Annotated in this window: 20 protein-coding genes and 1 pseudogene; 6 read left to right on the forward strand and 15 right to left on the reverse strand. The window is 41.9% G+C overall.

The genetic code is table 11. The features are described from left to right. Window positions 1–42 precede the first annotated feature (42 nt). The 4 genes from pta to BFM96_RS08595 are packed head-to-tail and all read right to left on the reverse strand — an operon-like array spanning window position 43 to window position 3388. On the reverse strand, window positions 43–1020 hold the full coding sequence (gene pta / locus BFM96_RS08580; protein WP_068993026.1) for a phosphate acetyltransferase: 978 nt from the start codon (window positions 1018–1020) through the stop codon (window positions 43–45). Between the two features lies 1 nt (window position 1021). Continuing rightward, a complete protein-coding gene (locus BFM96_RS08585) occupies window positions 1022–1918 on the reverse strand; it encodes an RluA family pseudouridine synthase (protein WP_068993029.1) in 897 nt (298 codons plus the stop codon). After that, on the reverse strand, window positions 1915–2733 hold the full coding sequence (locus BFM96_RS08590) for an NAD kinase (RefSeq protein WP_068993032.1): 819 nt from the start codon (window positions 2731–2733) through the stop codon (window positions 1915–1917). Before BFM96_RS08590 ends, BFM96_RS08585 begins: the two co-directional genes overlap by 4 nt. Next, window positions 2717–3388, reverse strand: coding sequence for a GTP pyrophosphokinase (locus BFM96_RS08595; RefSeq protein ID WP_068993034.1), 672 nt, complete (start codon window positions 3386–3388; stop codon window positions 2717–2719). The genes BFM96_RS08590 and BFM96_RS08595 overlap by 17 nt, the downstream gene beginning before the upstream one ends. Before the next feature lie 84 nt (window positions 3389–3472). On the opposite strand from BFM96_RS08595, the gene BFM96_RS08600 reads away from it, so the two are divergent. From BFM96_RS08600 to BFM96_RS08620, 5 genes are all read left to right on the forward strand, one after another. Further along, window positions 3473–4039 carry a CYTH domain-containing protein gene (locus BFM96_RS08600; protein WP_068994289.1) on the forward strand — a complete coding sequence of 189 codons (567 nt, stop codon included), beginning with the start codon at window positions 3473–3475 and terminating at the stop codon, window positions 4037–4039. 75 nt (window positions 4040–4114) lie between these two features. Continuing rightward, window positions 4115–5071, forward strand: a complete 957-nt coding sequence (locus tag BFM96_RS08605; RefSeq protein ID WP_068994292.1) for a ribose-phosphate diphosphokinase — start codon at window positions 4115–4117, stop codon at window positions 5069–5071. Window positions 5072–5080: 9 nt separating this feature from the next. Continuing rightward, window positions 5081–6208, forward strand: a complete 1128-nt coding sequence (locus BFM96_RS08610; RefSeq protein ID WP_068993037.1) for a cysteine desulfurase family protein — start codon at window positions 5081–5083, stop codon at window positions 6206–6208. Next, window positions 6198–6545 (forward strand): DUF1831 domain-containing protein, encoded by a 348-nt coding sequence (locus tag BFM96_RS08615; RefSeq protein ID WP_068993038.1) that lies wholly within the window; start codon window positions 6198–6200, stop codon window positions 6543–6545. Before BFM96_RS08610 ends, BFM96_RS08615 begins: the two co-directional genes overlap by 11 nt. Before the next feature lie 15 nt (window positions 6546–6560). Next, window positions 6561–6776 carry a DUF4649 family protein gene (locus tag BFM96_RS08620; protein ID WP_068993041.1) on the forward strand — a complete coding sequence of 72 codons (216 nt, stop codon included), beginning with the start codon at window positions 6561–6563 and terminating at the stop codon, window positions 6774–6776. Between the two features lie 381 nt (window positions 6777–7157). On the opposite strand, the gene BFM96_RS08625 is transcribed toward BFM96_RS08620, so the two are convergent. From BFM96_RS08625 to BFM96_RS08680, 11 genes and pseudogenes are all read right to left on the reverse strand, one after another. Next, entirely contained in the window at window positions 7158–8510 is a 1353-nt protein-coding gene (locus tag BFM96_RS08625) for an IS66-like element short variant transposase (RefSeq protein WP_068993044.1), read from the reverse strand. Then, the gene (locus tag BFM96_RS08630) at window positions 8464–8670 is read right to left on the reverse strand and encodes an IS66 family transposase (protein WP_068993047.1); all 207 of its coding nucleotides are present in this window, start codon (window positions 8668–8670) and stop codon (window positions 8464–8466) included. The genes BFM96_RS08625 and BFM96_RS08630 overlap by 47 nt, the downstream gene beginning before the upstream one ends. Before the next feature lie 49 nt (window positions 8671–8719). Continuing rightward, a complete protein-coding gene (gene tnpB / locus BFM96_RS08635; RefSeq protein WP_068991100.1) occupies window positions 8720–9070 on the reverse strand; it encodes an IS66 family insertion sequence element accessory protein TnpB in 351 nt (116 codons plus the stop codon). Further along, window positions 9051–9236 carry a hypothetical protein gene (locus tag BFM96_RS08640; RefSeq protein WP_068991101.1) on the reverse strand — a complete coding sequence of 62 codons (186 nt, stop codon included), beginning with the start codon at window positions 9234–9236 and terminating at the stop codon, window positions 9051–9053. Before BFM96_RS08640 ends, tnpB (BFM96_RS08635) begins: the two co-directional genes overlap by 20 nt. Window positions 9237–9329: 93 nt before the next feature. Next, window positions 9330–10783 (reverse strand): annotated as a pseudogene (locus BFM96_RS11500) (IS66 family transposase); the annotation flags it as partial. Between the two features lie 4 nt (window positions 10784–10787). Continuing rightward, window positions 10788–10994 carry an IS66 family transposase gene (locus BFM96_RS08660; protein ID WP_068991337.1) on the reverse strand — a complete coding sequence of 69 codons (207 nt, stop codon included), beginning with the start codon at window positions 10992–10994 and terminating at the stop codon, window positions 10788–10790. A gap of 49 nt (window positions 10995–11043) precedes the next feature. After that, complete coding sequence (gene tnpB, locus BFM96_RS08665) at window positions 11044–11394, reverse strand: IS66 family insertion sequence element accessory protein TnpB (protein WP_068990513.1); 351 nt, start codon at window positions 11392–11394, stop codon at window positions 11044–11046. Next, window positions 11375–11560 carry a hypothetical protein gene (locus BFM96_RS08670; protein ID WP_068993056.1) on the reverse strand — a complete coding sequence of 62 codons (186 nt, stop codon included), beginning with the start codon at window positions 11558–11560 and terminating at the stop codon, window positions 11375–11377. Before BFM96_RS08670 ends, tnpB (BFM96_RS08665) begins: the two co-directional genes overlap by 20 nt. Before the next feature lie 214 nt (window positions 11561–11774). After that, the gene (locus BFM96_RS11240) at window positions 11775–11936 is read right to left on the reverse strand and encodes a hypothetical protein (protein WP_188595328.1); all 162 of its coding nucleotides are present in this window, start codon (window positions 11934–11936) and stop codon (window positions 11775–11777) included. 36 nt (window positions 11937–11972) lie between these two features. Further along, the gene (locus tag BFM96_RS08675; RefSeq protein ID WP_068993057.1) at window positions 11973–19034 is read right to left on the reverse strand and encodes a MucBP domain-containing protein; all 7062 of its coding nucleotides are present in this window, start codon (window positions 19032–19034) and stop codon (window positions 11973–11975) included. Window positions 19035–19048: 14 nt separating this feature from the next. Beyond that, entirely contained in the window at window positions 19049–20497 is a 1449-nt protein-coding gene (locus BFM96_RS08680) for a glycosyltransferase (protein WP_068993059.1), read from the reverse strand. Between the two features lie 640 nt (window positions 20498–21137). Between BFM96_RS08680 and BFM96_RS08685 the strand changes: the two genes are divergently transcribed. Next, complete coding sequence (locus BFM96_RS08685) at window positions 21138–22394, forward strand: ISL3 family transposase (RefSeq protein ID WP_068993061.1); 1257 nt, start codon at window positions 21138–21140, stop codon at window positions 22392–22394. Window positions 22395–22452 lie beyond the last annotated feature (58 nt).

Genomic DNA, 22452 nt, shown 5'->3' on the forward strand with positions numbered 1-22452 from the left:
GACACATAGCAAAAAGCTGGGCACTTGTCCCAGCTGTGATTGCTACTCTTGATTTTTGGCTTGACTAGCTGTGATGAGGGTCAATTTATAGACATCATCTGCATTACAGCCGCGAGATAGGTCGTTTACAGGTTTATTCAAGCCTTGGAGAACCGGACCAACTGCCGCAAATCCACCTAGGCGTTCGGCTAGTTTGTAGCCAATATTTCCAGATTGAATACCAGGGAACACAAAGACGGTTGCTTGCCCTGCAACCTCACTTCCTGGTGCTTTTAGGGCAGCCGTTTCTGGAACAAAAGCCGCATCAAACTGCAATTCACCATCAATTGCTAAATCTGGACGCAATTCTTGCGCAATCTTAGTTGCCTTCACAACCTTATCAACACGCTCACCAAAACCACTGCCCTTTGTTGAATAGCTGAGCATAGCAATTTTCGGATCAATGCCAAACATTTTTGCCGTACTAGCTGAATTGATGGCAATTTCTGCCAACGTTTCCGCATCAGGTTCAATATTAATCGCACAGTCACTGAAAATATAACGCTCATCGCCTCTGACCATCAAAAAGGCACCTGAGGTACGTGAAATACCTGGTTGAGTTTTAATGATTTGAAGTGCTGGGCGGACCGTTGCAGCAGTAGAATGAATGGCACCAGATACCATACCGTCAACCAAGCCCATATATACCAACATAACGCCGAAGTAATTCAAATCTTCTTGTAAGAGCGCACGCGCCTCATCTTCTGTGATTTTTCCTGCACGACGTTCGACAAAAGCTGCAACCATGGCTTCCAAATCTGGATAATTGGCAGGATCAATCACCTCATAACCATCCGTCACACTCTCGATTTCCAAATAAATACGAATTTTATCTGGATTTCCAAGTAAAACTGGCACCACTTCTGTTTCGTTTACCAGCCGTTTTGTCGCTTGTAAAATCCGTGGTTCTTCGCCTTCTGGCAACACAATGCGAGCATTTTTCCCAACTAATTTTTCTTTTAAATCATCAAAAATTTTCATCCTAAACTCCTTTATTCTGCAAGTGATGAATGAGTGCTTGAAAATCATCAGGAAGAGGACTTTCAAAAAGAAGCTCCTCTTCCCTAAAGGGATGGTAAAATTTCAAGGAATGACAATGTAGAGCCTGACGTTCAATCCCATCTGTCAAGCTCCCACCATACAAATCATCCCCCAAAAGCGGAAAACCAATGTGCGAAAAATGAACACGAATCTGGTGAGTACGGCCTGTATGCAGCTGAATATCCACCAGATAAATATCACCATAACGGGCCACTACCTGATAGCTAGTGTGAGCATATTTGCCCCCTTGAGCAACCCGCCTTGTGATAATACTATCTTCATCCCGAGCAATAGGAGCAATAATTTCCCCCTGCTCTTCTAACTGCCCCTCGCCTTTTACCAGTGCAAAATATCGCTTTTCAATCGTTTTTTTCTGCAGCTGTTTGTCCAGTCTCGCATGGGCATAACCGTGTTTTGCAAACAACATCAGCCCACTCGTATCCTTGTCTAGACGCGTGACAATATGCACTTGTTGATTTTCATACTCTTGATGGATGTAATAAGCCTTGACATAATTTGCCATGGTATTCGAATGATTGACACTCGGAATACTAGCAACTCCTGCTGGCTTATCAAGAATCAAGAAATGATCGTCCTCAAAGACCACCTCCAAATCTTTCTGCACAGCTTGCAAGGTTTCAAACCCTTTCTCAGCAGGAATCTCAATCGCTACCACATCTCCAATATCTAAGAGGTAGGTAGCATTTTGAGGACAGCCATTGACTTGAATAGCTCCACCGCGAAATTTAATTTTCGCTAATAATCCTTTGGAAACTTCATGTTTTTTGAGAAAGTTTTTGATTTTTACATGCTCGTCTGCGACAAATTCAAACCTCATTCTTCCACTTCTCCAATAAAGGCATCCTTGACCCGATTCCAAAAGCTGGTGTGGCTCGGAGTCGCCAAGAAATGAATCTTGTGATGGTCAATCTGATACTCGATTTTTGAGAGATTATTGTATAAAAAATGCTGATTGTCAATAGAAAGGGAGTGTCGATCGCTCCAGGTAGGAATGACTTCAATCTTGTCTTTTTTAGGGACAATGATAGAAGAACCAAGTGTTCGGAAAACGCGATTATTAAGACTTGCCACTTCTGCCACTTGCAATGCTTCGATCGTAGGATGAAGGACTGCTCCTCCCAAGGATTTATTGTAAGCTGTGCTTCCTGTTGGGGTCGATACGGAAATGCCATCACCACGGAAACGCTCAAAATGCACCTGATTGATCACCACATCTGCCACCATGGTTCGTCCAGATCGCTTAATGGTTGCCTCATTTAGGGCTCGCTTGACGCTTACTTCTCCATCGCCGTGGTGAATTTTCACATTTAACACCGGATAAGAGACCTTGGCTCCTGTATCGAGCTTTAGATTTTCAATCAATTTATCCAACTCGAAATCACGGTAATCGGTATAAAAGCCCAAATGCCCTGTGTGAAGTCCTACAAAACGCACTCGATCCAACTGATTCTCATACTTGTGAAAGGCTGATAACAACATGCCATCGCCACCAATAGAAATCACAATATCTGGGTTTTTATCGTTTAAAATAAAATTATTTTTTCTAAGCTTGTCCTTCAGCAAATAGTAAACTTCCTGACTTTGGCGTTTACGATTGCTGATAATGCCAATTCGTTTATCTGTATTCTTCATCTGTATCGTCACTATTTCCTACGCCATCATTTAGCTTCCGATGAATAGGGTCAAAAAGCGCTTGAGCCTCTTGGATGTCATCTCGAATTTTCCCCATTTCTTCGTCTAATTGATAGGCTATCTTTGCTGTAATTTCCAGACGTTTTTTGATTTCTTCTGGAAATTCTCCCTTATACTTGTAATTCAGCGAATGTTCAATCGTGGCCCAAAAATTCATAGACAAGGTCCGAATCTGAATTTCTGCCAAAATCGATTTATTCCCGCTAATGGTATCTACCGGATAATTGATAATCACATGATAACTCCGGTACCCACTGGCTTTTTGATTATGAATATAATCTCGCTCCTGAACAATGGTCATGTCTTTACGTTTTCGTAAAACGGCAAGAACCTCTTCTACGTCATCCACAAACTGCACCATAATCCGTAAACCTGCAATATCTTGCATATCCTGTGCCAGATTTTGTTCTTTTATGTTACGCAACACCATCTTTTCCTTGATACTCTCAACAGGCTTCACGCGACCTGTGACGAACTCAATCGGCGAATGGCGATTTTGCTTGCGGTATTGCTTGCGAATTCCTCGCAGTTTGACCTTTAACTCTCCCACTGCTTGAATATAAGGGTCTAAAAATTCTTCCCATTCTATCTCCATACACTCACCTTGCTAAATTCATTCTTTTCGTATAGAATGTATTATATCATAAATCGCTTTCAAAAAAAAGAAAAGGACATGAAAATGAATCATTTAGAAATTGAATATAAGACCCTGCTCTCAAAAACTGCATTTGACAATCTTCAACCTCTCTTTAAACAAGCTCCCTTAGTCCAGCAGACCAACTATTATATCGACAGTCCAGATTTTTCCCTACGCGAGCATAAAATGGCCCTTCGCATTCGCACCTATGAAAATAGGGCTGAATTGACCCTTAAAATTCCCAAAACCGTTGGAAATATGGAGTACAATCAACTGATGAGTTTGGAGGAAGGAGAAAATTTACTCCAAACATTTAGCCTGCCGGCAGGTGAGATTAAATCCATCCTCGAGCAAGAAAACATTGCTCTTTCTTCTCTTGAAATCTTAGGTTCTTTAACCACTCTTCGTCGTGAAATGGCCTTACCAATCGGCTTACTGGCACTAGATGAAAGCCAGTATCTTGGCACAACAGACTATGAACTGGAAATGGAAGTCTCCGATGCAGAAAAAGGGGAGCAAGATTTCATGGATTTCCTTCACACTCATGGAATCTCCTACCAAGCTGCTCCTTCAAAGATTGCCCGATTTGCGCAAAAATTAGCTAAATAGCTGAAATATTTCCCTTTTTTTGATAAAATAATAGACAGAAACAAAAAGGAGTTTTTAAGACCTATGGTTGATGTTATGCCCGTTAAAGCACCTATAAAATTATTTTCACTCAACTCAAACCCAGAAATTGCTGAAAAAATTGCAGCAGCTGCTGGTGTTCCCTTGAGCAAACTCTCCTCCCGCCAATTTTCTGATGGCGAAATTCAAGTCAATATCGAAGAAAGTGTCCGTGGCTATGATGTCTTTATCATCCAGTCAACTAGCTATCCTGTTAATAATCACTTGATGGAACTTTTGATTATGGTGGATGCGTGTAAGCGTGCCAGTGCCAATTCTGTCAACGTTGTCATGCCGTATTTCGGCTATGCTCGCCAAGACCGCATTGCCCGCCAACGCGAACCTATCACCGCAAAATTAGTTGCAAATATGCTGGTTGAAGCAGGGGTCGATCGTGTTCTTTCGCTCGATTTACACGCTGTTCAGGTACAAGGTTTCTTTGATATTCCAGTCGACAATCTCTTTACAGTACCCCTTTTTGCCAAACATTACTGCGACAAAGGCTTGATGGGAGAAGAAGTCGTTGTCGTAAGTCCGAAAAATTCTGGTGTCAAGCGTGCCCGTAGCCTAGCAGAGTTGCTTGATGCTCCTATCGCCATCATCGATTATGCCCAAGACGATGCTCATCGTGATGAAGGCTATATCATTGGGGAAGTTGCTGGTAAGAAAGCAATTCTCATTGACGATATTTTAAATACTGGAAAAACCTTCTCAGAAGCAGCTAAAATCGTTGCGGCAGAAGGCGCGACAGAGATTTATGCCGTATCCAGCCACGGCTTATTTGTCGATGGGGCTGCAGAAAAGCTTGACCAAGCACCTATCAAGGAAATATTGGTGACGGACTCTGTCAAGACCCAGCAACAAACACCCAAAAATATTGCTTATATCACAGCTAGTGAGTTGATTGCAGATGCGATTATCCGGATTCACGAAAGAAAACCAGTCAGCCCACTATTTGCCTATACTAAAGGGTAAGGTGCCATTGTGGTTTACTTGGATAATGCAGCTACGACGCAAATGTCAAAAGGGGCTATTGCAGCTATGCTTGACGTGATGAATACAACTTTTGGAAATCCCTCTAGTACCCATCACTTTGGTCGTAGTGCCAACAAACAATTACGAGAAAGTCGGCAAATCATTGCCGACCTTTTAGAAACCAACCCTCAGCACATCTTTTTTACCTCTGGAGGAACCGAGAGCAACAATACCGTGCTAAAAGGCTATGCTCTTGCCCACAAACATCAAGGCAAGCATATTATTAGTACCGCCATTGAACACCATGCTGTCCTTGAGACCTTGGATTATTTAGTTGAGCACTTTGATTTTGAAGTGACTTATATACAGCCAGAAAATGGACAAATCACAGCTCAACAAATCAAAGACGCTTTGCGAGACGATACCATTTTGGTATCTACTATGTATGCCAATAATGAAACAGGGCTCCTCCTTCCTATCGAGGATATCGGCAAGCTTCTTGAGAATCATCCAGCTGCCTTTCATGTAGACGCTGTTCAGGCAATCGGTAAAATCCCTATTTATCCAGAAAAATTAGGGATTGATTTTCTCAGTGCTTCAGCCCATAAATTTCATGGACCAAAAGGCATTGGCTTTCTCTACGCACGACCTCTGGTCTTTGAAAAATTATTGCATGGAGGCAGTCAGGAAGAAAAAAGACGAGCTGGCACTGAAAACCTAGCTGCTATCGTAGGCATGGCAACAGCTTTACAGGAAAATTTGAACCAGGTAGAAGAGAATGTCACCCATGTCAACCAGCTCAAACAACAGCTTTTAGAAGAATTAGCAGGAATTGACTTCTATCTCAATGAAGACGGAGAACATCTTCCCTACGTTATCAATGTAGGTTTTCCAAAGCAAAATAAGGATCTACTACTGCTTCGGCTTGATTTAGCTGGTATCGCTGTCTCTACTGGTTCTGCTTGTACAGCAGGGGTCAGTGAGCCAAGCCATGTTTTGGCTGCCCTGTACGGATCCCAATCACCCCGATTAGCAGAATCCATCCGTATCAGCCTTTCAGAACAAACTACCAGCCAAGAAATAACTACACTAACTCAGACACTAAAAAATATCATAGGAGGGCACAATGGCATTTGAAACCACTATCCAACTCAAAGATTGTCCATTTATCTATCATCTAGGTGATAACGTTAAAAAATATACGCTCAAGGATACAACATTTTCAGAAACGAAGGTCGGAAACTACGAACTAAGCCGATTACTCGAAGAAATCCCCAACAGTGGTGAAGGATTTCTTTTGAAAATCATTATCAATAAAGATTTGACAGGTGTCAAAATCAATATCACCGATAAATCTGGCTTGCGTTTGGTCAATATCTTCAAGTCTGACCTTCATCACATTATCCAAACAAAATTTTACTTTTTGATGGATAGTCTGGTAGAGCGAGGAATCTTTACCAAGACAACTGTTTAAAGCAAGGGAGGACTTATGATTACCTTGACCTATATCGATGCTTACCAGACAGAACGAACTGTTCAATATGAAAATATGGATGCTTTTCTTCTGGCCCTATCTGGTTGTGTCACTATTCCCGATCACTATCAAGTGACATCTGTTACAGAAAATGGGGAAACGATTCCCTTCCAAGGACGCATTAGCGAGCTGTACCAAAGTATGTTCACTTTTCAAAAACAAGATACATGAAATGTAAGTATTCTATAGCAACATATATTAAAAAGGTTCCAAAGTTAAATTAACGCTGGAACTTTTTTATACTTTATTCTTGGATACTTATACTCATTTAATTTCAAAAATAGCCGCCAACATATATAAAAAAATTTTTTGTTATGAAATGAAATGGGCTAAGTAAGTCAAATAGGGTGCTTTTTCAGTAAATGAAAAAGACAGTGATAAAAAAGAGTTAGAAAACATCTAAAAAAGTCGCAAAATTGCTAACTTTGATTTTCATTGAGTATTACATCCAAACCACCTAATAAAGTAGCAAGATGCTAATTTTGATTGTAACCGTCCCATAACAAGGTGTATAGAAAAGTTCCAAAGTCTTGCTTGACTCTGGAACTTTTTCTATTTGCAGTTATTCTGAATTTTTTCAGCCCACGGTAAATAAGCCTCTAGAACTTCCTTTTTGGCGAGTGACTCCTCGTTTGGAAGATGTTCTAGAAGATAAGTGATGTATTTCTCTGAATCAAGACCATGCCTCTTAGCTGTTTCCAATAAACTCAGAATGATAGCTGTTGACTTGGCTCCCTCAAAACTTTGAGAAAACAGCCAATTTTTCCGTCCAATGACCAAGGACTTAATGGCCCGTTCTGCTACATTATTGGATAGAACCAAGCGACCATCTTGAAGAACTGCCTTGAATAGTTCCTCATACTTAAGGCTATACTCTATCGCACGACCAAGTTTTGACCCAGGTAAAATAGATTGATTGCGGCACCAGTCGAAGAACTCATCCATCAAAGGGGCTAACTCTGCCTGACGTTTATGTAGTCGCTCCTCGCTAGACAAATCTGCCCAGTCATTCTCCAAGGCAAATAGACGGTCGCAATAGGCTAATCCCTTGGCACCCAAGGAAGTCCTGTCTGCCTTTTTAGGAGTGGCCTCAAAAAACTTTCTTCTGACATGTGCCCAACAACCAACTAGCTGAGCTTTGTCTAACTGTCTATAGGCAGACCACATGTCACAATGGACATAGCCATTACAGTCTCTAAGAAACTCCTTCACAACCAAACCACTCCGTCGCTTATCATGATGATAGAGGGTAATTCCCTGTTCTTCATGCTTGCCAGACAGGAAGGTCCAATAATAGGTCAACTGGCTATCATTTTCCAAGACCCTGTAAGAAGTCTCATCCGCATGGAGAACAGGCTGTTCTAGTAATTTCTCGTGCAGAAGGTCATAAATCGGCTCGAAATAATACTGACTAGACTTGATGTGCCAGTTGGCGACTTCCTTCCGTGTGATTGGCAAGCCAAGCTTGTTCCAATCCTCTTCCTGGCGGTAGTTGGGGACCTTCAGATTGAACTTCTGATGAATGGTGTGGGCAATAATGGAGGCTGACCCCAAGCTATGGGCCAGAGGTGCCTTCGGAACAGGAGCCTTGATAATCTTATCGTTAAGATTCTTCTGGCTACATGCTTGACATTTATAGGCATGTTGGACATGGTCAATCCGCTTCAATTGTGCAGGGATGAAGACCAACTCTTGCCGTTGAACAGTTGAGCCAATCTCTGTCAACTGACCGTGACAGTCTGGACAAGTGCAGTCTTCGCCTTCTAGTTCATGATGAACCATCTCTGGAGTAAACTGACTGAAAACAGCCTGACGAACTCCCTTGGTTTTCTTGCGTTTGTAGGTGATGGTCTCTGTTTCAACTGGGTAAGTCAGCGTCTTCTTCAGGAAGTGGTTCTTCTTCAAAGAGACTTAGCTGACCAGGTCGATACACAACCTTTTCTGATGACTTGCCATAGAGCTTTTGTGTCAGATAAGCCACCTGTTCACGAAGGAGGGTCAACTCATTGGTCAGGTTATCAATTGTAGAAGCCTGTTGTTTAATAATGGCTAATAACTCTTCCATAGTTTTGCCCTCCAGTTTTCTTTATTATACCGAAAAGAAAGCCATGATTTCAATAGAAATCACGACTTTTTGTAGATTTTATTTTAGGACTTATCGAAAATCCCTTCATCAGCCAGTCTACTTGCTCGGAAGTTAGGGCTTTTACCTCATGTTCATCATTAGGCCAAGTGAGTTTGCCATTTTCAAATCGCTTGTAAAGCAACCAGAAACCTTGTCCATCCCAGTAAAGAGCTTTGAACCGGTCTTTGCGACCACCACAGAAAAGAAAAACTTGACCAGAAAAGGAATCTAATTCAAATTGACGTTTAACAAGATAAGCCAGCGAATCAATCCCCTGTCTCATATCGGTTTTGCCACAAACCAGATAGACCTGCCCTAAATCACTGAGTCGGATGCTCATAAGCAAGTACCTTATCTAAAATAGTTTCCAGTGTTTCTTGATGAAGAGATTGGAACAAGCTTAGTTCAACTTTTCCAATACGCATTTTCATTACCAGATCATTTCTGGATTTATGAGGAAATCGACGAGATTGTGGTGTTTTCAAGGGAACAATAGGTTGTGACATCAAAATAGCCTCCAGTTCTGTTTTCTGATAACAGTATACTAGAGGCGTGGAAAATATCATAGACACCTCGTTATGGGGCGGTTACGAACTTTTCTATTTGCAGTTATTCTGAATTCGTTCAGCCCACGGTAAATAAGCCTCTAGAACCTCCTTTTTTGCGAGTGTCTCCTCGTTTGGAAGATGTTCTAGAAGATAAGTCATATATTTCTCTGAATCAAGACCATGCCTCTTAGCTGTCTCCAGTAAACTCAGAATGATAGCTGTTGACTTGGCTCCCTCAAAACTTTGGGAAAACAACCACCTTCACTTTTGTATTTTTAAGCTCAGGCTGAAAAAGTCCACTGGACTCTTTCACTCCGTCCCATGACCAAGGACTTAATAGCGCGTTCTGCTACATTATTGGATAGAACCAAGCGGCCATCTTGAAGAACTGCCTTGAATAGTTCTTCATACTTAAGGCTATACTCTATCGCACGACCAAGTTTTGTTCCAGGTAAAATAGATTGATTGCGGCACCAGTTGAAGAACTCATCCATCAAAGGGGCTAACTCTGCCTGGCGTTTATGTAGTCGCTCTTCAGTAGAGAGGTCAACCCAGTCATTCTCCAAAGCAAATAAGCGGTCGCAATAGGCTAATCCCTTAGCACCCAAGGAAGTCCTGTCTGCCTTTTTAGGCGTCGCCTCGAAGAACTTTCTTCTGACATGTGCCCAACAACCAACTAGCTGAGCTTTGTCTAACTGCCTATAGACACTCAGCGGTTCGCAGTTAACCAAGCTTAGCGTCGCTTCGTTCCTCAAGCTTGGACTGCTATCGCATAGGCAGAACTAAGGAACTAAAGTTCCAAGTTACTGCCGTAACATATCACAATGGACATAGCCATTATAGTCTCTAAGAAACTCCTTCACAACCAAGCCACTCCGCCCTTTATCGTGATGATAAAGAGTGATGCCCTGTTCTTCATGCTTGCCAGATAAGAAGGTCCAGTAGAAGGTCAACTGGCTATCACTTTCTAAGACCCTGTAAGAAGTCTCATCCGCATGGAGAACGGGCTGTTCTAGTAATTTCTCGTGCAGAAGGTCATAAATCGGCTCGAAATAATACTGCCTAGACTTGATGTGCCAGTTGGCGATTTCCTTCCGTGTGATTGGCAAGCCAAGCTTGTTCCAATCCTCTTCCTGGCGGTAGTTTGGGACCTTCAGATTGAACTTCTGATGAATGGTGTGGGCAATAATGGAGGCTGACCCCAAGCTATGGGCCAGAGGTGCCTTCGGAACAGGAGCCTTGATAATCTTATCGTTAAAATTCTTCTCGCTACAGTTCTGGCACTTGTAAGCGTGTTGGACATGGTCAATCCGCTTCAATTGTGCAGGGATGAAGACCAACTCTTGCCGTTGAACAGTTGAACCAATCTCTTTCAACTGACCGTGACAGTCTGGACAAGTGCAGTCTTCGCCTTTTAGTTCATGATGAACCATCTCCGGAGTAAGCTGACTGAAAACAGCCTGACGAACGCCTTTAGCCTTCTTGCGTCTATAGGTAATAGTCTCAGTTTCAACTGGGCAAGTCAGATTCTTCTTCAGGTAGGCTTTCCTCACCGAATAAGCTGAGCTGACCAGTTTGATGCACAACCTTCTCTGATGACTTGCCATAGAGCTTTTGTGTCAGATAAGCTACTTGTTCACGAAGGAGAGCAAGTTCATTTGTGAGTTGTTGGTTAACAGCTGCTTGTTGTTTAATAATGGCTAATAGCTCTTCCATAGTCTCACCCTCCAGTTTTCTTTATTATACCGAAAAGAAAGCCATGATTTCAATAGAAATCACGACTTTTTGTAGATTTTATTTTAGGGCTTATCGAAAATCCCTTCATCAGCCAGTCTACTTGCTCGGAAGTGAGGGCTTTGACCTCATGTTCATCATTAGGCCAAGTGAGTTTGCCGTTTTCAAATCGCTTGTAAAGCAACCAGAAACCTTGTCCATCCCAATAAAGGGCCTTGAAACGGTCTTTGCGACCACCACAGAAAAGAAAAACTTGACCAGAAAAGGAATCTAATTCAAATTGACGTTTAACAAGATAAGCCAGCGAATCAATCCCTTGACGCATATCGGTTTTGCCACAAACCAGATAGACCTGCCCTAAATCACTGAGTTGAATGGTCATAGAGCAATACCTTATCTAAAATAGTTTCCAGTGTTTCTTGATGAAGAGATTGGAACAAGCTTAGTTCAACTTTTCCAATACGCATTTTCAGTGCCATCTTGCTTTTGGATTTATGAGGAAATCGACGAGATTGTGGTGTTTTCAAGGGAACAATAGGTTGTGACATCAAATTAGCCTCCAGTTCTGTTTTCTGATAACAGTATAAGAGGCGTGGAAAATATCATAGACACCTGGTTATGGGGCGGCTACGACCAAGCTGGTCCTCTCTAGATGTTAGCTGACATCTACCCACTACACTTGACAAAGAGCCACAAAAAAGACCTATTAGCTAGCTTTCGCTAGCCAATAGGTCTATGGACAGTCCTGCTAAGAGGACTTCTCTACTTTTTTCTCCTTGTAGAGTGACGCCAATAGCGCCGGCTACAAATCGGGCTGCAGAAGGTCTGACGACGGTCAATAGTCCCTGCAATCGTCGTCACAACACGACCACATTGCTTACACACAAAGGTGCGAGGATACTGAAAATGATTCTCTTGTTGCATAGGCAGTATCTCTATAAAACCTTAGTCTTCAAAACCTTAGTCTTCGTTTTCTGATTTCTTCTTCATTGCTGCAAGAAGAGCTGTCAATCCGAGTGCTGCTGCACCGTAAACCATGCCAGTTTGTCCAGCTGCATCACCTGTATTTGGAAGGCTTTCGCCTTTAGCCACATACATTGAATTTATTTCTTTCGCTGATTGCCCTGGCTCAGCTGGTTTAGCTGGAGTTGGAACGCCTGGTTTACCTGGGATTTCCATACCTGGTTTATCACCATCTGGTTGTGGTTTGTCACCGTCTGGAATTTCCTTACCTGATTCAGGTTTTTCTGGTGTTTCCTCGCTTGGTTTTTCCTCTTCCACTGGTGGTGTTAGGTTTTCCTTCAACTTATAGATGTAGGTAACGTCAATATTTCCTTTTACAATCGTACCCGTTTCGTAATCCCCTTCTTTCACACCGACTAACACATAGGTTTCCTTACCAAGATGAATCTCAGCTGGGATTTCCTGACCGTTTTCGTTGGTATGATAAGTTGCACCGACTGGCGCTTTCACCGTATCCAGAGTTGGAAGTTTCAACACTTGACCATCCGCTGTTTCATAGTGAACTGTTACACTACCTGCTGGGAGATACGGGATTGCCGTTGGATGATTTGGATCCGCAGGAGTTGGTGGAATATAACCACCATTTGGATCTTCTGGGAGTGGTTTTGTTGGATCTTGTGGATCAACTGGAATGTACCCTGGAACCTCTGGCAAGCGCGGATCATCTGATGGATTTTCTGGTGTCTCATCATATGGCACTTCTGGAATGTGAATCGTTGGATTTGGATCTTTTGGATCTGGCTTAGCAGGATTCGTTGGCACATATGGAACATAGCTTGGGTTACTTGGAGTTGGTGGAGGAGTCTCCCCTGTTCCTGATTCAGGTTGATTTGGAAGTTCCTTCAACTTGTAGATGTAGGTAACATCAATATTTCCTTTTACAATCGTACCCGTTTCGTGATCCCCTTCTTTCACACCAACTAACTCATAGGTTTCCTTGCCAAGATGAATCTCAGCTGGGATTTCCTGACCGTTTTCGTTGGTATGATAAGTTGTACCAACTGGCGCTTTCACCGTGTCCAGAGTTGGAAGTTTCAACACTTGACCATCCGCTGTTTCATAGTGAACTGTTACACTACCTGCTGGAAGATACGGGATTGCCGTTGGTTGTTTTGGATCCGCAGGGGTTGGTGGAATATAACCACCATTTGGATCTTCTGGGAGTGGTTTTGTTGGATCTTGTGGATCAACTGGAATGTACCCTGGAACCTCTGGCAAGCGCGGATCATCTGATGGATTTTCTGGTGTCTCATCATATGGCACTTCTGGAATGTGAATTGTTGGATTTGGATCTTTTGGATCTGGCTTAGCAGGATTCGTTGGCACATATGGAACATAGCTTGGGTTACTTGGAGTTGGTGGAGGAGTTTCCCCTGTTCCTGATTCAGGTTGATTTGGAAGTTCCTTCAACTTGTAGATGTAGGTAACATCGATATTTCCTTTTACAATCGTACCTGTTTCGTGATCCCCTTCTTTCACACCGACTAACACATAGGTTTCCTTGCCAAGATGAATCTCAGCTGGGATTTCCTGACCGTTTTCGTTGGTATGATAAGTTGCACCGACTGGCGCTTTCACCGTATCCAGAGTTGGAAGTTTCAACACTTGACCATCCGCTGTTTCATAGTGAACTGTTACACTACCTGCTGGAAGATACGGGATTGCCGTTGGGTGATTTGGATCCGCAGGAGTTGGTGGAATATAACCACCATTTGGATCTTCTGGGAGTGGTTTTGTTGGATCTTGTGGATCAACTGGAATATACCCTGGAACCTCTGGCAAGCGCGGATCATCTGATGGATTTTCTGGTGTCTCATCATATGGCACTTCTGGAATGTGAATCGTTGGATTTGGATCTTTTGGATCTGGCTTAGCAGGATTCGTTGGCACATATGGAACATAGCTTGGGTTACTTGGAGTTGGTGGAGGAGTCTCCCCTGTTCCTGATTCAGGTTGATTTGGAAGTTCCTTCAACTTATAGATGTAGGTAACATCGATATTTCCTTTTACAATCGTACCCGTTTCGTGATCCCCTTCTTTCACACCAACTAGCACATAGGTTTCCTTGCCAAGATGAATCTCAGCTGGGATTTCCTGACCGTTTTCGTTGGTATGATAAGTTGCACCGACTGGCGCTTTCACCGTGTCCAGAGTTGGAAGTTTCAACACTTGACCATCCGCTGTTTCATAGTGAACTGTTACACTACCTGCTGGAAGATACGGAATTGCCGTTGGTTGTTTTGGATCCGCAGGGGTTGGTGGAATGTAACCACCATTTGGATCTTCTGAGAGTGGTTTCGTTGGATCTTGTGGATCAACTGGAATATACCCTGGAACCTCTGGCAAGCGTGGATTATCTGATGGATTTTCTGGTGTCTCATCATATGGCACTTCTGGAATGTGAATCGTTGGATTTGGATCTTTTGGATCTGGCTTAGCAGGATTCGTTGGCACATATGGAACATAGCTTGGGGTGCTTGGAGTTGGTGGAGGAGTCTCCCCTGTTCCTGATTCAGGTTGATTTGGAAGTTCCTTCAACTTGTAAATGTAGGTAACGTCAATATTTCCTTTTACAATCGTACCCGTTTCGTGATCCCCTTCTTTCACACCGACTAACACATAGGTTTCCTTACCAAGATGAATCTCAGCTGGGATTTCCTGACCGTTTTCGTTGGTATGATAAGTTGCACCGACTGGCGCTTTCACCGTGTCCAGAGTTGGAAGTTTCAACACTTGACCATCCGCTGTTTCATAGTGAACTGTTACACTACCTGCTGGAAGATACGGAATTGCCGTTGGTTGTTTTGGATCCGCAGGGGTTGGTGGAATGTAACCACCATTTGGATCTTCTGAGAGTGGTTTCGTTGGATCTTGTGGATCAACTGGAATATACCCTGGAACCTCTGGCAAGCGTGGATTATCTGATGGATTTTCTGGTGTCTCATCATATGGCACTTCTGGAATGTGAATCGTTGGATTTGGATCTTTTGGATCTGGCTTAGCAGGATTCGTTGGCACATATGGAACATAGCTTGGGGTGCTTGGAGTTGGTGGAGGAGTCTCCCCTGTTCCTGATTCAGGTTGATTTGGAAGTTCCTTAGGAGTCTCAAGCAATTTATAAACATAGATAACATCCGTCACGCCTTCTTGCACGTTACCTGTTTCCCCACCAATGCGGGCTTCTGACGCTACAACATCGGTTTCACCAACTTTATGGCTATCCGAAACGCGTACTAGCTGATAGGTCTTGCCTTCACGCACCAATGTCTCTTCTCGATGAGCTGTGTAAGGACTTGTGAATTCCTGCTTTTTCACAAGGGGCTCATTTTGATTTCTAATAACAGTGGTATCGATTATTTTTACAAGAACATCTGTAACAAGATTATTATTCGGAAGAAGTGGATTTCCTGCTTCGTCCACATAATGAACGACGACTGAGCCCTTCAGCTCTTCGTGTTTTTCCTCAACAATCTTTGGAAGGTATTCGTAAGTGACATCTGTGTTTCCTTCTACCACTTTCCCAGTGCTGTTTTCAGGAGTTACAACTAAAACATATTCCACATCGTCTTTGACAAGAATAGATGGTGCCAATGGTACTGTATTGTAGTTCACAGTATGGTTTACATCTGTTGATACAGGTGCCTTGCCCGGAAGAGTTTCCGTAGTGGTAGTCTTCACAACTGTATTTTCCATCGTTTCAACCGGATCTTTCAAAACAGTTGTGGTGCCACTAATGATATAATGAACCGTTACGTGACCCGTTACAGTTTGCGTAACGACTGTCGGTTTCAAATATTTATAGGTAATGACCGTTAAGCCTTCTTCAAGAGTAGCCGTTTCAGGTTTGTCTGCCTCAACATAGTAGTACGTTGCCCCATTAGCGTCAATCGTTGCTAACCGTTTCAGACTGCTGTCGTAAGTAGCGTTTGTTGGAGTAGAAACCGTTTCATCAGATAGGACTTTAATAGTTCCGTCTTTTTCAGCATATCGTCTGATGGTCCGCGTTTCTGTTCTGACGATACCGTCTGTCACGACCATATTTTGATCATGGATTTCAAGACCTGTCTCTTTATCAACATAGCGTACAGCAACGCTACCTTTGACTTCTGTCTTTATGACTTCATCTTGAATTGGAGCGTAGAGGTAAATCACTTCTTTCTCGCCAACCTCTACTTTTCCTCCTGCAGGAGCAGAAGTATCAGCAAGTCCGACCAATTTGTAAGGAACACCATTCACATCTTCAATGTCTTTTGCAGCTGTCTGATAGTCTACTGGATAACTCTCTGTGTCTGATGCTGTTTCTCCTGGAATTTCTGTAATCGTCCTTCTCTTGAGAAGCGCTCCATCTACTACTGCAGTCCTAGCCTTGATAATCGTACCACCGATTGTCTGGTAGGTTACAAAAACACTTCCTTTTTCTTCTTCTACTCGTGTCTTAGGTACAACACTGTAGATATAGGTAATCTCTGTCGTGCCAGCTGGGAGGATACCACTCAACTCTTTGTTGTCTTTTACTGCGGTAAATTTATATTCAAAGCCTTCATAAGTGATGGTGTCTCTCTTATCAGGCTCGACATCATAAGTCTCTTTTGTAGGAGTCTTTTCAATTTCAGGTTCGCGACCACCTGGATAAGTCGTCGTTTTTACCTTATTGACAACAACTTCAGGGTAAGTTTTGTCTTTGTCAATTGGGTTACCCTTTTCATCGACATAATGAACAACGACATGACCTTTTTCCTCACTCTCTGTCGTTTTTGGGTCAACTTCATAATAGACATCAATAGTGCGGACGTGACGGGCACGGTCATACACTCGGTATTCACCATTTGGATTATTGCGAACTTCTTCTGCTCGTTTATCGTCGACCGCTTCTACAAATGGGAAGTAACCATAATCAACGTTAAATCCTGCTCCATCGTAGCCATTTCCAGAAAAGAATGGTGGCGCAACTGTTCCCATTCTCTCAATAGCAAACTCACTATAGCGTACCCTTGATTCAACGAGATGAATATCATTATCCGTTTTAGGAACTTTATAAATATACTGTTGATCCGTATGCTCCGCTCGAAGATATTTATATCCTTCGTCAAGAACATCCTTTGATCCTTTCGTATAATATTCATTGAGCATGGTAATCGGACCTTTTTGCTCCTCAAGATGTAAGGTAAATGGATCATCAGAACTATTTCGTACCCAATGACGGACAAGAACATCTGGCACCAAAACTGAGGAGCGATTTGGATCAGCATTATCGATGTAAGCGGCTAATTCTAGTTCTGCCTGCTTAGCAACATCTTTCCGATACGGTAGATTGTTAAATCCGTAAAGATCTTTCGGATCATCCATATTCGCTGCTCTGCGCACTAAATCTTGATTTTTATACTCAGAAAGGGCAGCTGCAACACGATTCTTGTCATTTTCTGTAGTCGCTCCATAGACCTTTTTGTAGAGCTCAACAAGATACGATTTGCTAACATTAAAATTGGAATCATGGACCAATTTCAATAAAGGATTTTCAGAAATCGAAATAGTCCCTGCTTGGGCATCTTCAGCTCCTTCCGTCTTATTGAATTTTGGAAGACTAAGTCCAATCATCTGAGCATTAAAGGTTGTGTTGTCTTGACTCGTTGGAATATCTGCTGTTTTGATACGCTCCTCATTCACAACCACACGTTCGCCCGTTTTTGCATCTAGTTTATAGGTGCGATAAACTGTATAGTCACCATCAACAGTAGCCGTCGGCGATACGTCTACACTATAAGGCTTCCGATACCAAGCATCTAGCTCGAGATTTTGATCCTGACGAGCTAGATTGGGGGCTGGCTTACTCCCATCTCCTACAATATAGGTAATATGCGGTTTTAGGGTAATATCCCCGATTGTTTCCCAAGGATTGGTATCATTTGGCTTGTAGGTTTCTCCACTCCAACTACCAGTATTGAAACGTGGTCGTTCACCCTCTCCTCTAAAGTCGATAAACAGATCTAAATAAGGTAATTCTGCTGAGTAGTAGTAACGATAAGACACTTTGAGATTTAAGTCAACATCTTTTTCACCATTATAGAGATAGAGCTGATTATTGATCATACGCTTCTCTGGAACAACTTCATTTGTGCGAGGATTCAATACTTTTGTAAAGTAGTTGTATTGACCAACTTCACCATTAAGGAAATTATTTCGTGACAATCGAGTCATATAATAGCTAAAATCGGTATAACCAGGAGAACCATTAGTAGTAAATCCAGAACTCTCATTGACATCGTCACTAAAGCTTCTCTTTAAATCACGATAGCGAAGATCATCTGGGCGAATTCCTCCATCTGCTCCTGGAAAGACTCTGAAATAGGTCGTATTGCCATCGCTTCCTTCAAAACGGAATTCAACCCCACGCTTGGTATCTGCAGTCGTATTATTCCAATTATCGCTAATTGGTTTCAGGAATTTATTGAGGTCAAGACGGCCTTCTTCGCCAAACCCTTGAAGGACAAGGGAATCTTGAGGACCATTGTACTCTTTTAACTCCACATCTTCATATGGAGTGACTAAATCTTTGTAATTCTCTGCTTTTACATTTTCAACCACATCTGCAACTTCTCGAAGGGTACTTCCATTCGTTTCTGCATTGACCAAAGGATAAATAACCGTATAATTCGTAGTCGAAACTGCTTCCTTGCCATCTACGATTTTTTCTTCAACTACTGGCTTGGTCCCCACTTGAACTGTAACCCGACGATTTTCATTCGGCTCAGAAATCGTTCCCTTACCATATTCAATATTAGGGTTTTCATTGATTAAATAATCTTTGATGGGTGCTACAGCACCATAGGTATCTTGATTATCTGGTTGTTCTTGATCAGCAGTTGCCGTCGTAGCTGTGTTATTCGCTACCTCATCTGCAAATACCGGAACCATTGCCCCACCCGCTAGAGCAAATCCGATTAAGACAGAGCCTACGCCCATTTTAAATTTACGGATACTATATTTATTTTTTCTTTCCATTATTTTCACTCCCTTTAGATACTTTCTAAAAGTTCCTTCCATTGTTGTTTCGTTTTTTCTTTTGTATACTGCAACGCTTTTGCAAGGCTATTTTTTTGATACTCTACGTGACGATCTTCTTGGTAGAATTGTACGATAGCCTTTGCCATATTTTCTACCACCTCATCATCCGCTTCACCTTCAACCAGTATGCCATTGCCCTCTACCATTTCTAAATTTCCATACGGAACTTTTCGTACAATGAGGGGCAAACCTTGGCCTAACGCGTCAAAGGTTGATAAGCCAAACGATTCCCCTGGCGAACTACTGATATAAGCATCGTATTGTGAATAATACTCGACTACATTTTCAGTATGACCTTTTAGGGAAATCTTATCCTGCATTCCTACTGAATCAATAAGTTCCTGTAATGATTCTTGATCGCCGCCGCCATAAATAGCTAATTGAAGCTGAGGAAGTTCTTGACTGGCTTTAACAATAGATTGAACCAGCAAATCTAGGCGCTTTTCAGGAGCTATCCGACTAGCTGTCAATAGCCGATAAGATAGTTTTTCCCCCGTTTGAGGAGGCTCCTTTGCCAGATAAGTCGGAGGAATAGCCTCGATTCTCCCTTGAATGCCCAACCTGTCAAGATGTTCCCCAAGCAATTCTTTTTGTGCTTGCGTCATCACTCGAAATACATCTACAAGATGAGAATTCCTAAAGATATACTGGTAATGAGGATTGAAAACCAGCTTTTCTGGATAAAAATCCCTCATAAAATGTTCCGAGTGAAGAGTCGCAATCACCTTTGCTTTCCCTGTGAAAGGAAGAATATCTTGATCGATAAAAGCATAGCGATCCAATATAATCGTATCTGACTCTTTCAGATCTAGACCATTCATAACATACTTCATGAATTCTTGCTTAGAAGACCACTGGTAGTCTTTGTATTCAAAAGATGAGTCCCATTGATGAACCGTTTCCTTCAATGCACAAGAGCCGTCTTTATTATAGAACTCTCGTTGGATAAATTGACCGCGATTAAAGAACTCCGAATGCGATAATTGACTCGTATAGTAATCAACCTGAACTAGAATACCATTTTTTTCAATCATCGCATGGCTCACATAGGAATCAAATAAATAGAGAAACAAACGATAATCGCCCTGCTGGTAAACTTCTTTCTCTGCACTCTTTTCTATACAGTTTCTGTAATCAGAATAAAGAGGAAGAATTTTATCAACCGTTAATGAAGCGCCACTTAATTCTAAGTCTGTGAACAAATGATAAATAGACATGAGATCGTCTGGTTGATAACCAACTTTCCGTCCATAGTCCACTAGATTTCCAGGCCCAGTCCAACCTGCAAAAATAAACTTAAAGTCGATATCTAACTCACGCAGTAAATTGGCTAATTGAACCTCTGCGTACTCTACTCCGCTCGGAACCAGTGTCAGGCGTTCATTGAAGATATAGATCATATTGTCCTTATCCTACTAACATTAAATAGAGTTACTAGTCTATTCATAGTATTTTTATAGTGCTACTCCTCCTTAGATATTAAGATTAATTCTATCATCCAGTATGTAAGTTTGTCAACTGTTTTGTACTGTTTTTTCATATAAAAAAAGGAAATTTTACCCCCCCCCCCTTTTTTTTTTTCTATTTTTATTTTTTTACAAAAGCTTATTTTATTCTAGTATCGTTTCTACGCGAATATGATATTTTACAAAGAGAACAGTCACTTAAGCTTCCTGAGCAATTATACTCAATAAAAATCAAAGTTAGCATTCTGACTACCTTCTTAGATGATTTAGATATAAATGCCTCATTTTTATGACTGTACTTTTCATCTGCTAAAAAATCAGCTTATTTAACATACTTAAGCTACTTCATTTTGTGAATAAAACATGTATATAGCAAATGACTATTTTGAAATTCAATGAGTAGAAACCTTAAACTGCCTTCAAAGATCTATATTGGGTAGAAATATTTGTGGCTCTATAATTTCTGTAGTGGGTAAATCCACTGTGGAGATTATGGAGCCTTTTAGAGTGTAGAAAAAAAGTTCCATATGACCTATAATGAAAAGCGATAAAACCATCATTTAGAAAGACTCATATGGAACAACTAAATCTTATCACAAATTTTCTCAAAATGAAAGACAAAAATATCACGATCACTAATGAATGCGACATGGGAACTCACTTAGAACTCCACGGTCACTTGGATTACACAGCCCCTAAATGCCCTTCCTGCAAGGGACAAATGGCTAAGTACGACTTCCAGAAAGCCTCTAAAATCCCCTACTTAGAAACTGCTGGCTACCCGCTACTTATCCGCCTTCGAAAGCGTCGTTTCAAGTGCAAGGAATGTGGGAAAATAGCGGTCGCTGAAACTCCTATTGTTAAGAAGAACCATCAAATCTCTGTCGCTGTCAACCAGAAAATCGCACAATTACTCATCGAAAAGCAAGCAATGACACATATCGCACACAGACTCTCCATTTCAACATCTACAGTTATTCGAAAACTCAATGAGTTTAAGTTTGAAACGGATTGGGCTAAGCTTCCAGAAGTCATGTCCTGGGATGAGTATGCCTTCAAGAAAGGGAAAATGAGCTTTATCGCTCAAGATTTTGACACAAATAACATCATCGCTATCCTTGATGGAAGAACGCAAGCAACCATCCGAAATCACTTTCTGAGATACCCTAGACAGGTCAGAAACCGCGTTAAATTCATCACTATGGACATGTTTAGCCCTTACTATCAACTAGCCAAACAACTTTTTCCTCATGCTAAAATCGTGCTTGATCGCTTCCACATTGTGCAACATCTCAGCCGTGCTATGAACCGTGTCCGTACCCAAATCATGAATGCTTTTGACCGCAAATCGCATGAATACAAGACGCTCAAACGCTACTGGAAACTGGTACAACAAGATAGCCGTAAACTCAGTGACAAGCGGTTCTATCGCCCTACTTTTCGCATGCACTTAACCAACCAGGAGATTGTCGCTAAACTGCTCGGCTATTCTCAAGAACTGAGAGAACACTACGAGCTCTATCAACTACTGCTTTTTCACTTCCAGGAGAAGCAAGCTGACCAGTTTTTTGGACTTATCCAAGACGATCGGCAGACTGTCAACCCGATTTTCCAGACCGTATTTAATACCTTTTTGAAGGACAAGGATAAGATTCTCAACGCCATGGAATTGCCTTACTCAAATGCCAAACTTGAGGCGACGAATAATCTCATCAAAGTCATCAAGCGTAATGCCTTTGGATTTCGGAACTTTGAAAACTTCAAAAAGCGGATTTTGATTGCCATCAACATCAAAAAAGAGAAGACCAATTTGGTCCTCTCTAGGTGTTAGCTTTTCATCTACCCACTACAGTTGACAAAGAGCCATATTTGTCAAGACAACACAAAAA

It is taken from the genome of Streptococcus himalayensis (genome assembly GCF_001708305.1).
Taxonomy (GTDB): Bacteria; Bacillota; Bacilli; order Lactobacillales; family Streptococcaceae; genus Streptococcus; species Streptococcus himalayensis.

Bases quoted from the DNA above. Each gene is read 5' to 3' on its own strand.
- pta (WP_068993026.1), bottom strand. From the start codon at position 1,020: ATGAAAATTTTTGATGATTTAAAAGAAAAATTAGTTGGGAAAAATGCT.
- BFM96_RS08585 (WP_068993029.1), bottom strand. From the start codon at position 1,918: ATGAGGTTTGAATTTGTCGCAGACGAGCATGTAAAAATCAAAAACTTT.
- BFM96_RS08590 (WP_068993032.1), bottom strand. From the start codon at position 2,733: ATGAAGAATACAGATAAACGAATTGGCATTATCAGCAATCGTAAACGC.
- BFM96_RS08595 (WP_068993034.1), bottom strand. From the start codon at position 3,388: ATGGAGATAGAATGGGAAGAATTTTTAGACCCTTATATTCAAGCAGTG.
- BFM96_RS08600 (WP_068994289.1), top strand. From the start codon at position 3,473: ATGAATCATTTAGAAATTGAATATAAGACCCTGCTCTCAAAAACTGCA.
- BFM96_RS08605 (WP_068994292.1), top strand. From the start codon at position 4,115: ATGCCCGTTAAAGCACCTATAAAATTATTTTCACTCAACTCAAACCCA.
- BFM96_RS08615 (WP_068993038.1), top strand. From the start codon at position 6,198: ATGGCATTTGAAACCACTATCCAACTCAAAGATTGTCCATTTATCTAT.
- BFM96_RS08620 (WP_068993041.1), top strand. From the start codon at position 6,561: ATGATTACCTTGACCTATATCGATGCTTACCAGACAGAACGAACTGTT.
- BFM96_RS08630 (WP_068993047.1), bottom strand. From the start codon at position 8,670: ATGGAAGAGTTATTAGCCATTATTAAACAACAGGCTTCTACAATTGAT.
- tnpB (WP_068991100.1), bottom strand. From the start codon at position 9,070: ATGAGCATCCGACTCAGTGATTTAGGGCAGGTCTATCTGGTTTGTGGC.
- BFM96_RS08640 (WP_068991101.1), bottom strand. From the start codon at position 9,236: ATGTCACAACCTATTGTTCCCTTGAAAACACCACAATCTCGTCGATTT.
- BFM96_RS08660 (WP_068991337.1), bottom strand. From the start codon at position 10,994: ATGGAAGAGCTATTAGCCATTATTAAACAACAAGCAGCTGTTAACCAA.
- tnpB (WP_068990513.1), bottom strand. From the start codon at position 11,394: ATGACCATTCAACTCAGTGATTTAGGGCAGGTCTATCTGGTTTGTGGC.
- BFM96_RS08670 (WP_068993056.1), bottom strand. From the start codon at position 11,560: ATGTCACAACCTATTGTTCCCTTGAAAACACCACAATCTCGTCGATTT.
- BFM96_RS11240 (WP_188595328.1), bottom strand. From the start codon at position 11,936: ATGCAACAAGAGAATCATTTTCAGTATCCTCGCACCTTTGTGTGTAAG.
- BFM96_RS08675 (WP_068993057.1), bottom strand. From the start codon at position 19,034: ATGGAAAGAAAAAATAAATATAGTATCCGTAAATTTAAAATGGGCGTA.
- BFM96_RS08680 (WP_068993059.1), bottom strand. From the start codon at position 20,497: ATGATCTATATCTTCAATGAACGCCTGACACTGGTTCCGAGCGGAGTA.
- BFM96_RS08685 (WP_068993061.1), top strand. From the start codon at position 21,138: ATGGAACAACTAAATCTTATCACAAATTTTCTCAAAATGAAAGACAAA.